Genomic DNA, 15629 nt, shown 5'->3' on the forward strand with positions numbered 1-15629 from the left:
TGTTGGTAATTCGTAAGTGTAAACAAGGATTTACCCTCTGTTTGTGACAGGCCTCCTATCATCCGCCGCGCTAGTACCTATTACCTCCTGTCACAACTATGCTCGAACTATTCCGACGTTGCGCGAAACCCCTGTGCAAGCTGCCGACCCCGGCTTCCTGGATCCGCCCGGGGTCCGTTTTGCTCGGTCTGGGACTGCTGCCGGCGGCCGCTTTTGCCCTGACCGCCTCGGTGACGGCCGTGATTCCGGCACAGGGTATTTATCCGGGTGAAATAGCGACATTGCGCATCGCGCTGTCCAACAGCGATCCGGTGGCGGCGACCAACGTGGCGTTCAGCAACAGCCTGCCCGGCCTGTTGCCCAACGGCCTCAAGGTGGCCGGCGCGGTCACCAACGGTTGCGGCGGCGCGTTCACGGCAGCCCTCGGAACGCAGGTGCTGGACCTCACGGGCGGCAGCATTCCGGCCGCCGCCGGCGGAATCGACGGCCAGTGCGTGATCGACATCCCGGTCACCGCAGGCACCTCGACCGGCAACGCGACCTCCTATGCCTATCAAATCCTCAACGGCGCGGTGAGCAGCAGCGCCGGCAGCAACAGCGGCGACGTCTCGCAGACCTTCAACGTGCGCGCGCTCCAGCAGCCGCAGATTGCCAAGGCCTTCGGCAGTTCCACCGTGGTGCTCGGAGGCGCGGCAACCAACCTGACCATCACGCTGACCAACCCGAACCCGGTGGCGATCGAAGGCTTCAGCATCACCGACAACTTTCCGCAGCTCGGTGGCAGCGCCATCATCAAGGTAGCCGCCGTGCCCGGCGCCAGCGCAAGCTGCACCAGCGGGCCCGCGCCCGCCTTCAACCCGGCGCCGGCGGCAGGCGCCACCAGCGTGACCGGCACGGGCGACATTCCCGCCAACGGCAGCTGCACGTTCGTGGTCGCCGTGGAAGCGTCGCAGACCAACGGCCAGTACACCACCAACGCCCAGAGCAACCTGATCAACCGCAGCAGCGACTTCAGCAATGCGCTGGGCATCCCCGCGCAGGCCAACGCGCAGGCCAACATCACCGCCAGGTCGCCGCTCAGCGTGGCCAAGGCCTTTTCCGGCACCTCGCTGTCCAGCGGTTCCGCCGGCAGCCTCACCATCACGCTGAGCAACAGCGGCGGCACGCCGCTCAACGTCACCACCTTCGACGACAGCCCGATCGACGGCCTGGGCGGCGTGAACCCCGCTACCGGCCTGAACGTCACCTCGGCGTCCACCAGCTGCGCCGGCGGCGCGGCCGCCGCCATCAACAGCAACAAGGGCGTGCGGCTCACCGGCGGCACCATTCCCGCCAACGGCAGCTGCACGGTCACCGTCAACTACACCGGCTTTGTCCAGGCCTCGGGCGTTCCGGTGACCTACACCAACAACATCCCGCAAGGCGCGGTCGACGTGGGCAACGCCGCCATCAAGAGCCAGAGCGCCTCGGCCACCATCCTCGTGGCCGACGACCTGCGCGTGCTCAAGTCGGCACAGCCGGCCAGCCCGGTCGCGCCCGGCAACCCGATCCAGTACCAGGTCACGGTGCAGAACTATGGCGCCGGCGTGATCAACAACTTCACGGTGACCGACAACTTCACCAATGGCCAGACCTTTCTGACCGGCACGATAGGCGGAATCAACTACACCCCGACCGTGAGCGCAGCCTGCGGCAACGTCAATTCCGCGAGTCCCGTTGGCAGCTCCACGGCGGTGTTCACGGTGGACACCCTTCCGGCTCGCGCCAGTGTCAGCGTGCCGGGCGCCTGCGTCATCACGATGTGGGCCATGACGTCCACCACGGCGGTCGCGTCTTCGGCGAACACGATTGCGGCCGGCGGCGTTTGCTACAACGCCGGCGCGACCTGCAACGGCGGCGCTTCCAACTCGACCGGCGTGACGACCAACGCCCCCGTGATGGCGGCCACCAAGGCCTTCGCCGAATCGTCTCCCGGCGTCAACACGTTCGCCGAGGGCACCATCGTCCGCATGACCATCACGCTGACGAACAAGTCGGCGAACCCGCTGAGCAACGTCTCGATTTCCGACACGCTGCAGCTGGCCAACAGCGGAGGCGGGCAGCTGCGCATCGCGAATCCCGCGAACGCGGCCAGCACCTGCGGCAGCCCGGTCATCACCGCGGTTGCCGGCTCCACCTCGGTGGGCCTGAACGGCGGCACCGTGCCCGCGCGCGCCGGCAACGGCCTGGGCGCCGACGGCAGCTGCGTGCTGCAGGTCGACGTCGTCGGCCCGGCAGGCGTCTACCCCAACACCGCCACCGTGGGCGGCACGCAGACCTTCGGCAACGGCAGCACGCAGGCGCTGGTCCCCGTGACCACCAACACCGCAACGCTGACCTACACCTCGGCCCTGAGCGCGGCCAAGAGCTTCAACCCGGCCAACGTGTCCTCGGGCGGCAAGTCCACCGTCACGGTGCAGTTGCTGAACGCCAGCGCGCTGGCCCTGACCAACGTGAGCGTGACCGACCCTCTGCCCGCGGGCATGGTGCTGGCCAACCCGCCGAACGGGCAGACCACCTGCGCCGGCCCCACGGCCATCACCGGCGCCGCCGGCGCCGGCAGCATTTCCTTGACGGGCGCCAGCATCGCGGGCAGCGGCAACTGCGCCTTCCTGTTCGACGTGGTTGCCACCGGTGCGGCGAACTGGGTCAACACCCTTCCGCCCGATTCCATCCTGGCCGACGGTGGTGTGCGCAACGTCGCGCCGGTCAGCGGCACCTTGCTGTTCACCCCTCCCACCGGCATCGCGGTCAGCAAGACCACCTCCATCAGCTCGCTGACCTTTCCGGGCGAGCCCAGCCGCCTGACGATCAACATCGCCAACGGCACGCAGGCGGTCACCAACCTGCGCTTCACCGACTACTTCACCGTGGGCGGCACGGCAGGCGGCACCAACAACGGCTGGGTGCTGACGCCCAACCCCGCGCCCGCCACGACCTGCCCCGGCGGCGTGGTCACCGCGGTGGCGAACACCCGCCTGGTCAGCCTGGCCGGCGCTGCGCTCGCGGCCAACGCCAGCTGCCAGCTCAGCGTCAACGTCACCTCCACCGTGACGGGCGGCAATACCAACACCATTCCGGCCGGCGCCATCGTGACCGACCAGAACCTGAGCAACAGCAACCCGGCGACCACCAGCCTGGCCATCAGCGCCAACATCGGCGTCGTCAAGCAATTCACGCCGAACGTGGTCAAGCCGGGCGAACGTTCGCGCCTGCGCATCACCTTCTACAACCCGCTCTCGCAGCCCGTCAGCGCGCTCGCCGTCACCGACACCCTGCCGGCCGGCGTGACCGTGCCCAGCGGCGCCAACCCGACGACGACCTGCCAGGGCGCGACGGTGTCCTCGACCGTCAACAGCGTGCAGGTGTCGGGCGGCACCATCCCCGCCGCGGCCGGCAACACGCCGGCGAGCTGCCAGGTTGAAATCGACGTGCTCGTCGCGGCCCAGGGCGACTACGTCAACACCATTCCCGCCAACGCGCTGACCGCCAGCGCCGGCGGCAACCCGCTGACGAACACGCAGCCCACCAGCGACACGCTGCGCGCCAAATCGCCGGTGGTGGTGCACAAGGCCTTCAGCGCCCGCACCCTGGACGCGGGCAACCCGGTCGGCTTCACCACCGGCTCCGACAGCAAGGCGCCCGGCGCGCCGGCCGTGCTGATCCTGCGTTTCGACAACCCCAACAACACGCCCCTGACCGGCATGACCCTGACCGACGCCTTGCCCGCGGGGCTGGTGGTCGCGCCCACGCCGGCGGCGGCCACCACCTGCGCCGGCGGCACCGTCGTCGCGGCCGCCTCCACGACCAGCGTGCGCCTGACCGGCGCGACGCTCGCGGCGGCCGGCTCCTGCACGGTCACGGTCAACGTGCTGAGCAACATCTCGGGCGTCTACACCAACACGGTTCCCACCGGCAGCATCACCACCAACGAAGGCGTGAGCAACGAGGAGCCCACCAGCGCGCAGCTGATTGTTTCCACCCCGCCCACCGTCGGCAAGCAGTTCTCGCCGGCCGTGATCCCACCGGGCGGCACCTCGCGCCTGAGCATCGTGCTGGGCAATGCCAACACCACCGCGATGACGCTGAGCGCGAACTTTGATGACGTGTTGCCCACTGCGCCCGGCCAGATCCAGCTGACCGCCACGCCCGGCATGACGACCTCCTGCGGCGGCACCGTGGTCGCCGCGGCCAATGCCACCAGCGTGCGCTTGAACAGCGGCGGCACCATTCCCGCGGGCGGCTGCACGATTGACGTCAACGTGACCGGCCTCACCGCCGGCACGCACACCAACAACATTCCGGCCGGCGCGCTGCAGACCAACCTGGGCAACAACCAGGCGCCCGCCAACGCACCCTTGACCATCAGCACCCTGGGCTATATCTCGGGCAAGGTCTTCAAGGACAACAACCCGACGCCCAACGGCACTTTCCAGAACGGCACCGACACGCCCATCGCCGGCGTGAGCATTGAGCTGCGCAGCGGCGTGAACTGCAGCGGCGCGCTGCTGGCGACGGGCACGACCGACGCGCTCGGCAACTACCTGTTCTCGTCGCTGGCGGCCGGCAGCTATTCCGTGTGCCAGCCCGCGCAGCCCGCGGGCACCACCAACGGCATCACCACGGCCGGCCCGATCAGCGGCATCAACGGCAGCACCGGCACGGCCGGCACCGCGTCCAACCCGACCGCGACCAGCAGCCAGGTCACCAACATCACGCTCAACGGCAACGGCGCGGGCGGCGAAATCTCCGGCTCGGCCAACAACAACTTCGCCGAAGTCGCGCCTTCGACCATCAACGGCAAGGTCTTCAAGGACCTCAACAACAACGGCGTGCAGGATGGCGCCGACGACCCGCTGCCCGGCGTGACGATTGAACTGCGTGACCCCGGCACCAACGCGCTGCTGGCGACCACCGTCACCGACGCCGCGGGCGGCTACAGCTTCGGCAACCTGCTGCCCGGCTCCTACACCGTGGTGGAACCCGCGCAGCCCGCCGGAACCTCCAACGGCATCACCACCGCCGGTGCAGTACCGAATGGCGGCACGCCCGGCACGGCCACCACGCCGGCCGTCACGCCCAGCCGCATCAGCACCCTCGTGCTGCCGCCCAACACGGTCTCGTCCGGCAACAACTTCGCCGAAGTGGCCAATGGCGGAACGATCTCCGGCCGGGTCTTCCTGGACTACGACAACAACGGCGCGGTCAACGGCAGCGACCACGGCATAGGCGGGCAGACCATTAACCTGACCGGCACCGACATCAACGGCCTGGCCGTTTCCAGGACCACCACCACGACGGCCGACGGGCGCTACAGCTTCACCGGCCTGGCGCAAGGCAACTACACCGTCACGCAGCCGCTGCCGCAGGCGGCGGGCACGACCAACGGCCAGACCCTCGCGGGCAGCACCGGCGGCGTGGCAACCCTGCCGGCCAACCCGGTGTCCGCTATCTCGGCGATTCCGCTGGCCACCGCCAATGCCGTGTCGGCCGACAACAACTTCGCCGAGATCCCCGGCGCCGCGCCCGACCTCGCGATCGCCAAGACCCATTCGCCGGTCAGCTTCGCGCAGGGCTCGAGCACCGGCTTCTACACCATCACCGTCTCCAACGTCGGCACGGTGGCGACCTCCGGCACCATCACCGTGGTCGACACCCTGCCCGCGGGCATGACGGTGGCCGCCGTCGCCGGCGGCGCCACCTGGTCCTGCAGCAGCGCCGTCACCACCGTCACCTGCACCACCGCCAGCGTGATCGCCGCGGGCGGCACCGCCCCTGTCTTCACGGTGCGCGTGGCGGTTGCCGCGGGCCTCTCCGGCCAGGTGCTGGTGAACACGGCCGTGGTTTCGGGCGGCAATGAGCCCGCCGGCTTCAACGGCAACAACACCGCCACCGACCCCACGGTGATCTCCGACGTGGCCGCGGTGCGCGGCACGGTATGGCGCGACCTCAACCATGACCGCATCAAGGACCCCGGCGAGCCCCTGGTCCCCGGCTGGATCGTGGAACTGACGCTGGGCGGCGTGGTGGTCGGCACCACCACCTCCGACGCCAGGGGCGCCTACGCTTTCCCGAGCGTGGCGCCCGGCACGGGCTACCAGATCCGTTTCCGCGAGCCGACCAGCGGCCGCATCTACGGCCGCCCGGTGCCCAATGAAACCGGCTTGCCGTATACCAATGGCACGCCCAACGCCAACGCCAATCCCGCCGGTGCCAACAACACCGACGGCACCCTGCAGGGCCTGACCCTGGCCGCTGGCACCACCACGGTGGCGCAAAGCCTGCCGCTGGACCCTAGCGGCGTGGTCTACGACGCCGTCACCCGGCAGCCCGTGCCCGGCGCCGTCGTGACACTCTCCGCACCCGGCCTCACCGCGGCCGACGTGATTGGCGGCAGCCTGACGCAGACCACCGGCGCGGACGGCGCCTACCAGTTCCTGCTGTTGGGCGGCGCGCCCGTGGGCGGCACGCTGTACACGCTCACCGTGACCTCGCCGGCCGGTTACCTGCCCGGCCCCTCGGCCATGATCCCGGCCTGCACGGCCACCCTGGGCGTCGGCCTGGCGCCACCCAGCCCGGACCCGGCGCTGGTGCAGAACAGCAACTTCGCGCCCGGCACCGGCGTGCCGCAGCACAACCCCGCGGCCTGCCCCAACAACACGCTGGCCCTGGCGGGCGGCGCGGCCACCACGCAGTACTTCTTCACGTTCACCTTTGCCGCGATTCCCGGCTCCGCCAACGTGCTGAACAACCACATCCCGCTGGACCCCATCCTGGGCGGCGCCATCCTGATGACCAAGAGCACGCCGCTGGTCAACGTGGTGCGCGGCGACCTGGTGCCCTACACCATCACCGCCACCAACACGCTGAACGCCGTGCTCGGCAACGTCAGTGTGGTGGACCTGATTCCCGCGGGCTTTCGCTACCGCACCGGCTCGGCCTCGCTCAACGGCGCGGCGCTGGAGCCGGCCATCAGCGGCCGCAACCTGACCTGGGCCAACCAGGTGTTCGCCGCCGGTGAACGCAAGACCTGGCGCATGCTGCTGGTGGTCGGCACCGGCGTGTCCGAAGGCACCTACACCAACCAGGTCGCGGCCCGCAACGCCCTGGTCAATGCGCAGATATCCAACACCGCGACGGCCGCCGTGCGTGTCGTGCCGGACCCGACCTTCGACTGCTCCGACATCATCGGCAAGGTCTTCGACGACAAGAACGCCAACGGCTACCAGGACCAGGACGAGCCCGGCATCGCCAACGTGCGCATCGCCACGGCGCGCGGCCTGCTGGTCACCAGCGACCACGACGGCCGTTTCCACGTCGCCTGCGCGGCGATCCCGAACGCCGACCGCGGTTCCAACTTCGTCATGAAGGTGGACGAGCGGACCTTGCCCTCGGGCTACCGCCTGACCACGGAGAATCCGCGCGACGTGCGTGTGACGCGCGGCAAGATGGTCAAGCTCAATTTCGGCGCCACCGTGCACCGCGTGGTCCGGCTTGAGCTTTCGGGCGCCGCCTTCAGCGGAAACGACAGCACCGAGTTGCAGCCCGCCTACCTCGCCACCCTGCAAAAGCTGCCCGAGCAACTCGCGGCCCGGCCGTCGGTGCTGCGCATCGCCTACCGCAACAGCGGCGAGGCGGCCGGCCTTGCCGAAAAACGCGTGGCTGCGGTCAGTGAGCGAATACAGGCCTTGTGGGAGGCCAGACGAAAGAGGAAAGACGGGAATGAGTCCGCCGAAAGCGAACCCCTGCACCCCCTGATGATTGAAACCGAGCTGGAGACGGCGAAATGAATTTCCGTACACATGCGATAGCCGTCGCCGCCGGCCTGCTTTGCGCGGGCGCATCGACCTGGGCCGCCACCGAAGTCAGCGGCAAACGGATCGACAACGGGCGCATAGACCTGTTCAGCGTGCCGCCGCCGGCGGAAAAGCAGCCCGCCATCGCCTATCCCATGCCCTCGGGCGTGACGCGCGAAGAGGCTGCTTCCATGCGCAGCCTCGCCGCGCAAGTGCCCGCACGCCCTGCGCAGGTCGATCGTTCACTCCAGGAGATCGGTGGTTCCAACCTGTTTGTTTCCGGAAAAGCCGAGTTGACACCCGAGGCCCGTGCGGTATTGGATTCCATGGCCGCGGGTATTGGCGCAAAAGCCAAAATGTCTTCGACCACACGCATTGCCGTGGTCGGCCACACCGACAACCAGCGCCTGGCGCCCGAGACCAAACGTATCTTCAAGGACAACCAGGGCTTGTCCGAAGCACGTGCGCTGGCGGTGGCCGCCTATCTCAAACAAGTCCTCAACAACCCCGCGATCACCTATTCGATCCAGGGCGAGGGTGAAAGCCAACCGCTGGCTTCGAACGCGACACCCGAAGGCATGGCCCGTAACCGCCGTGTCGAACTGCGCGTGTGGTTCCAGCCCGCGGCGCTGGCAGCCGCGCCTGTGCCGCCGCCCGCGGCCACGCTGCCGCCGTGCACGCCGCAATCGGTCGGCCAGTCGAATGTGCCCTTCCGCATCACCATCGACGGCGAGCCCATCAACACGGCCGAGATTCCGAACGAGGCCGACGGCCAGCGCTGCGCCGACGTCGCGCTTGAGCGGGCGGACATCCAGGTCCGCTACGACAGCCTGGCCGCCGTGCCGCTGATGAACGCCTGGGCCACACCCGGCACGGCCGTCAAGGGCGAAGCCGTGGAATTCCGCGCCTGGTCCAACTACATTCCGTGGATCAAAAAGGCCGAGCTGCGCCTCTTCCGCCCCGGGCAGAAAACCCAGGAGCAGCCGTTTGAGATCGTGCCGATCGGATGGTCGGGCGCCAGCCGCTGGACGGTGCCGGCCCACACCGCGGGCGACCAGGTGTTCTACCTGCTGCGTGTCTACGACGCGCAGGGCCGCTTCGACGAAACCAGCCTCAAGGCGCTGAACCTGCTGGCGCGCGCCATGCCGGCCAATGAGGACCAGGACAAGCTGGAGCGCGAACGCCTCACGGGGTATGGCGAGAACAGCCTGGCCTTGCGCAACATCCCGGTGGCGGGCGGCACGGTCACGGTCAACGGCACAAACCTGAAACCGGGCCAGCGCATAGAGGCGCTGGGCCTGGAGCTGCCCATAGACGCGCAAGGCAAGTTTGCGATGAAGCAGATCATGCCGGCCGGCCCGCAGTCGGTGGAAGTGACGCTCAAGGAGACCGACGGCAAGGCCACCACCTTCCGCCGCAACCTCAACATCGCGGCCGACGACTGGTTCTACCTGGCACTCGGTGATTTGACGGTCGGCAAGAACAATGTCTCAGGCCCCGCCAAGCTGGTGACCGGCGACCTGAGCCACTACGAAGACAAGGTCTACGTCGACGGCCGCGCCGCTTTTTACCTCAAGGGCAAGATCAAGGGCGAGTGGCTGCTGACGGCGTCGGCCGACACGCGCGAAGGCCCCATCGAGGACCTGTTCTCCAACTTCTCGAGCAAGGACCCCAAGTACCTGCTGCGCAGCATAGACCCCAACCTGTACTACCCGGTCTACGGCGACGACAGCACCACCGTGGACGACGCGCCCACGCAGGGCAAGTTTTTCGTCAAGCTGCAAAAAGGCGATTCGCACGTCATGTGGGGCAACTTCCAGACCTCCTGGAGCGGCACCGAGCTGATGCAATATTCGCGCGGCCTGTACGGCGCGCAGCTGCGCCACCGCTCGGAAGAAGCCACGGCCTACGGCGAGAAACGCACGCAGATCGACGCCTTCGCGGCCGACCCGGGCACCCTGGCCTCGCGCGAAGAGTTCCGCGGCACCGGCGGCTCCATCTATTACCTGCGCCACCTGGACATCACCCAGGGTTCGGAGCGGGTATGGATCGAAGTGCGCGACAAGGATTCCGGCATGGTGATAGAGCGCCGCGAGCTCGCGCCCACCCAGGACTACGAGGTCAACTACCTGCAGGGCCGCATCCTGCTGCAGTCGCCGCTGTCCGCTACCGGCGGCGGCGCCGGCCTGATCATGACCTCGGCGGTCGGCGGCCAGCCGGTCTACCTGGTCACGACCTATGAGTTCGCGCCCGGCGTCACCGCCATCAGCAACCTCTCGACCGGCCTGCGCGCCAGCCAGTGGATCAACGACCACTTCCAGCTGGGTGCCAGCACTTACCACCAGGGCGAAACCGGTTCCAGCCAGACGCTCAAAGGCGTGGACGGCACGCTGCGCTACAAGCCCGGTACCTGGCTCAAGTTCGAGGCGGCCCGCTCCAAGGGCCCGGGCAACGGCGCGCAGACCTCGATTGACGGCGGCTTCGGCTTCAACACCTTGAGCAGCGGCGCCATCCAGTCGGCCGGCGCCGAACGCCTCGAAGCCTCGGTCGACCTGGCCGAAGTGACCGACAGCATGAAGGGCAAGGTCACCGCCTACGCGCAGAACCGCGACCGCGGCTACTCGGCCCCGGGGCAGATCGGCATTGGCGGCGAAGCCGTCAAGCAGGCCGGTGCCTCCGCCGACGTGGAAGTGATGCCGGGCACGCGCATCCTGCTCAAGGCCGACAAGCGCGATGGCGATTTGCAGGACAGCCAGAACGCTGAACTCGCGGTACGCCAGACGCTGAACAGCGAATGGGAAGTCGCCGTCGGCGTGCGCGCCGACGACCGCTCCAATGTCGTACCGAACGCCAGCCCCTTGCTGTCGCAAACCGGCTCGCGCACCGATGCGCAACTGCGTGCCGACTACCGGCCTGATCGCCAGGGCGGCAAGCCCGGCGAAAAGGAAGACTGGGAGGCCTACGGTTATGTGCAGGGCACGCTCGAGCGCGACGACACGCGCGATCCCAACAACCGCGTCGGCCTGGGCGGCGCGCTGCAAGTCAGCGAACGCGTGAAACTCAGCGGCGAAGCCTCCAGCGGCAGCATGGGCGTGGGCGGCAAACTGGGCGCCGACTACCGCATCTCCGACCGCAGCAATGCCTACCTGGCCTACACCGTGGAAACCGAAAGCCCCGACGTCGCCTGGCGCGGCCGCCAGGGCACGCTGGTCTCAGGCGCGAGCACGCGCGTGTCCGACCAATTGCGCGTGTTTGGCGAAGGCCGCTCCGTCAACGGCGCGGGCCCGCAAAGCCTGACGCAGGCCTTCGGCACCGACTGGTCGCCCAACGACCGCTGGAACTTTGGCGCGAAAGTCGAGTTCGGCACCGTCTCCGATCCTTTGGCCGGCGACCTCAAGCGCCGCGCACTGGGCGGCTCCATCGGCTACAAAAAAGACGGCCTCAAGTACGGCGGCAACCTCGAGTGGCGCCATGACAAAGGCAACATCTCGGGTGAACGCACGACCTGGCTCATGCGCAACACCGTCGGCCTGCAGGTTGACCCGGCCTGGCGCCTGCTCGGCAAGCTCAACGTCTCGCGCTCCAGCAACAGCCAGGGCGCCTTCGTCGACGGCAATTACCATGAGTTTGTCATCGGCAGCGCCTACCGGCCCGTCGACAACGACCGCTGGAACACCTTGTTCAAGTACACCAACCTGAACAACGTGCCCACCGCCGGCCAGCTCACGCCTTCGGGCCAGGCAGCCGACTACGCACAGCGCAGCCAGGTCTTCTCGGTCGACACGATTTACGACGTGAAGCCCTGGCTGTCGGTCGGCGCCAAGTACGCCTTCCGTATCGGCGAACTCAAGTCACCGGTGGCCGGCGGCGAATGGTTCTCCAGCCGTGCCGACCTGCTGATCCTGCGCGCCGACCTGCACCTGGTCAAGGAATGGGACGCTCTGGTCGAGCTGCGCAACCTGCGCGCCACCGAAGCCCAGGATGCAAAAGCCGGCGCGCTGCTCGGTATCTACCGCCACCTCGGCAAGGGCGTCAAGGTGGGTGTGGGTTACAACTTCACGCAGTACTCGGATGATTTGACCGATCTGTCTTACCGCAGCCGTGGCTGGTTTTTGAACGTGCTGGCCGCGTATTGAGGGTGGGGCGGCCACTGCGCGTGCCGCTTGTCTCTATCAACCCACACTTACAAAAGAAAGCGCCGCAATGAACACCTAATGCTGATGGGGCGGGCGTTGTAACTCATATGTACTCTGATAATTCCTGAACATTAATCTGAAGGATTTTTTGATGAAATCGTGTGCAGGAAAACCGGAACTCAAGCGTCTCATGTCAAGCAGGAAGAAGGGTTCGGTGGCCGCGCCAGGCGGCCCCGCTACAAACAAGGCCTCCGGGTTTGCGATTTCGGCAACAGCGTTCGCAGTCGCACTGCTCGCCGCGTCTCCCCAGGTCGCACGCGCCGCCAATGAGTGCGGTACGGAGGTGGCGGGGCAGGACACGCTGACCTGCTCCGCCGCGAACTATGCGACCGGCATCGCCTATACCAGCTCCAACGGGTTGACGCTCAACCTGGACAATCCGGCCATGGTGGTGACGGGCGCTCAAGGGGTATCCATTCAGGCTGTGGTCGGCCCGGTGAACCCCCAGTTGACCGTCAATGTGACCAACGTCAACACAATCACCGCCACGGGCTCCGCCGTGACGATCACCAACCAAGGTGTCGGCGGGACTTCCTCCATCAACGTCCAAAGCGGAACGCTCACCACAACCGGGGCGGCCAACACCGTGTCGGCGGGCCTCGCCCAAACGACAGGGAATGCCCAGGTGACGTTGACCGGCGGGCAAGTCCTGAACACCGGAACGGGCGGCGGGATCATTGCCACGCTGACGACCCCCACTGGGACAGGCAACACCACTGTCCTGATCACCGGTGGCGCTATCCAGGCAGTCGGCTCAGGCGCCCAATCGTCGATCGCGAGCGCCGCACGCATCGGTACGTCTAGCCTCACCATGACTGGTGGTTCTGTTGTGTCCTCAGGGGCCAACAGCAACGGTTTGTGGGCGCGGAACGGCGGCACAGGATCAACCCTGCTCCAGATGAGCGGCGGCACGGTCGCCGCCACCGGGAACAACGGCGACGGCATCCTCGCCTCTATCGGTACCGGCACGTACGCAGTCGACATTTCAGGCGGCACCGCCACCGGCGGCAGCGGCTTCGGCGCCGCTGTCCACACCTCGGGCGCCGGAGGCGGCACCGTCAACATCGGCGCGGGGGCCGTGCTCAACGCAGGCGCCTCCGGCGTGGCGCTGCGCGACGGCGACTTGAACCGCGACGGCATCGACGAAATCGGCGGCAATTCGGTCATCACCACCGCCGGCACCCTGAATGGCGCCGTCGTGCTCGGCGGCGGCACCGACACCCTCACCATGACCGGCGGCGCGATCAACGGCAACATCACGGGCGACGGCGCCGATGCGCTGAACCTGAACCTCGGCACCAACAGCTTTACCCACGGTGCGGCCTACGCCATCAGCGGCATGAACGGCATCGTCATGAATTCAGGCACCGTGCGGCTTGACGGCACCGTGGCGGCCAATACCCTGAACGTCAAGGGCGGCATGCTGACGCTCGGCAACACCGCCACCATCACCACCACGGCGGTCGAAGGCGGAACCCTTTCCGTCAATGGCACGCTCACCGGCGCCGTGAACGTGCTCGGCGGGCGTCTGCAGGGCAACGGCAGGGTCGGCAACACAACAAACTTCGCCGGCGGCACCATCGCACCGGGCAATTCGATCGGCAAGCTGCTGATCGCGGGCAACTACGTGGGAAGCGGTGGAGTACTGGAAATCGAAGGCGTGCTCGGGGGCACGGGCTCTCCCGCCGACAGGCTCGTGATTACGGGCAACGCCAGCGGCACGACCAGCATACAAACCATCAACACGGGCGGCACGGGTGCGCTGACCGGATCCGGCAACACCGACGGCATTTCCATCGTCCAGGTGGGCGGTACCAGCGCGGCCACCACGTTCCAGCTGGCGGGCGGGTATGCCGCCGCCGGGCCTTACCAGTACCAGCTGCGGATGTTCGACCCCGCAAGCTCGGCCGCCAGCCAGGCGGATCCCTTGCTGGGGGCCGTGCCGTTTTATGACTACCGCCTGCAATCGGTGGTGGACGCCAGCGGCAGGCCGGTTGCCGTGCCGCAGATCGCCGGCTACCAGGCCATGCCCACGGGCGCCGTGCGCTACGGGGCCTCGCTGCTGGACTCCGTGCACAAGCGGCAGGGCGAGTTGCGCGACCTGGCGGCAAGCCGTGGCAGCAGCAGCGAACAAGGCGAGCGCGCATTCTTTGTGCGTGTGAACGGCTCCCGCAGCGACGTCACCGGCAACCGCGCGTCGGGCTACGACCAGGACATCGACTACCTCCAGGCCGGAGCTTATGTGTTCGGGCGCGACATGGCAGATGGCTCCATCTTGCGCATCGGCGGTGCGCTCAGCCGCGGCCAGTCCAAGCTGCGGGTTGCTGCATCCGGCGCCCAGGTGGACCTGAAGGGCACAACGCTCGCCCTGACCTCGACCTACCAGACGGCGGCGGGCTGGTATCTCGATGGTGTTGCTCAGCTCACCGACTACACCTCCGGCATCCAGACCCGTGAGCGCGGCCGGGTGGGAGCGCCCGATGGACTGGGCCTGGGCCTGTCGGTGGAAGGCGGTTACCCCATGGATATCGGCGGCGGCCTGGTCATCGAGCCCCAGGCGCAGCTGTCCTACCAGAAGATCAAATTCGACACCTTCGTCGATGCGGACCGCGTCACGGTCGACCTGCAGGACGGGGAAAGTTTGCAGGGGCGCGTGGGTGCCCGCATCAAGAAGGCCTTCAACCCCAACACCAGCCGTCAATGGACGCTGTACGCCGAAGGCAACCTGGTTCACGAGTTCCTGAAAGACCGCGGCATCACGGCCAGCGGCATCTCCTTCGCATCGGACTCCCTGGGCACCAGCGCGCAGCTGGGGGCCGGCTTTAATGCCCAGCTTGGCGCTAACACCACGCTGTATGCCAGCGTGAACTACAGCAAAGGCTTGAGCAGTGGGGCCGCGGACACCTGGAGCGGAAACCTGGGCATGCGCTTCGCTTTTTAAGCAAGAGCAAGTTTGATAGCTCCGCCGTCCGGCGGCGCTAATCGTCTGGGGCTCAGCCGCCTGATAAATCAGAAGTTCAACTCGGCGAGCTCGGCGGCCGTCAGGTCACGAACGCGCTTTGTCGATTCGCGGGCCTGCAATGTAATCAGCGCCGGGTCGGCCTGCGTCAACAGGTCCACCAGCGTGGCCCCTGGCGCGATGGCATCGAGGTAGCGAAGCACCTGTCCAATCGCCAGGCCGGGGTCACCCTTTTCCAGGCGGTAGGCGGTATTGCGCGAGAAGCCCGCACGCAGCGCTGCGTCGGCTTGTTTGACCTTGCGCGCCTGGCGCAGCCGCGCAAGAAGATGTCCGAGGTGAGCAGTCTCCCGCGCAAGCTGCGGGCTGAGTATGGCGGATTGGTCTATTTTCATGTTCGTCAAATCATTCGTTATATTGATAAAGATCGATTTAACGAGCATTTTACTTGATGAACTGCTAATGATCCATCGATGATCGATTAATCAAGCCTTAGCATCATAATGATTGATTTAACGAGCATTATGCTGCGGCGCGGGGCACCGAGCATGGCAGCGCAGTAGGTGTAAACGACAGTACGCCATAGAAAATTTACCAATAAAGTAATTAATAAGACGTTTATTTTCTTTTTAGAAAAATAAA

Annotated in this window: 4 protein-coding genes; 3 read left to right on the plus strand and 1 reads right to left on the minus strand. The window is 66.9% G+C overall.

All coding sequences use genetic code 11. The features are described 5' to 3' along the window. The first annotated feature begins 179 nt into the window (after positions 1-179). The 3 genes from ACSQ27_RS16305 to ACSQ27_RS16315 all read left to right on the plus strand — a co-directional run bounded on the left by ACSQ27_RS16305 (position 180) and on the right by ACSQ27_RS16315 (position 14972). A complete protein-coding gene (locus ACSQ27_RS16305) occupies positions 180-7829 on the plus strand; it encodes an SdrD B-like domain-containing protein (RefSeq protein WP_436156546.1) in 7650 nt (2549 codons plus the stop codon). Beyond that, positions 7826-11971, plus strand: a complete 4146-nt coding sequence (locus ACSQ27_RS16310) for an OmpA family protein (RefSeq protein WP_436156547.1) — start codon at positions 7826-7828, stop codon at positions 11969-11971. The genes ACSQ27_RS16305 and ACSQ27_RS16310 overlap by 4 nt, the downstream gene beginning before the upstream one ends. Before the next feature lie 190 nt (positions 11972-12161). Next, positions 12162-14972 carry an autotransporter outer membrane beta-barrel domain-containing protein gene (locus tag ACSQ27_RS16315; protein ID WP_436156548.1) on the plus strand — a complete coding sequence of 937 codons (2811 nt, stop codon included), beginning with the start codon at positions 12162-12164 and terminating at the stop codon, positions 14970-14972. A gap of 68 nt (positions 14973-15040) precedes the next feature. On the opposite strand, the gene ACSQ27_RS16320 is transcribed toward ACSQ27_RS16315, so the two are convergent. After that, the gene (locus ACSQ27_RS16320; RefSeq protein WP_436156549.1) at positions 15041-15382 is read right to left on the minus strand and encodes a helix-turn-helix domain-containing protein; all 342 of its coding nucleotides are present in this window, start codon (positions 15380-15382) and stop codon (positions 15041-15043) included. Positions 15383-15629 lie beyond the last annotated feature (247 nt).

The organism is Polaromonas sp. LjRoot131, assembly GCF_964252805.1.
Lineage (GTDB): Bacteria > Pseudomonadota > Gammaproteobacteria > Burkholderiales > Burkholderiaceae_C > Polaromonas.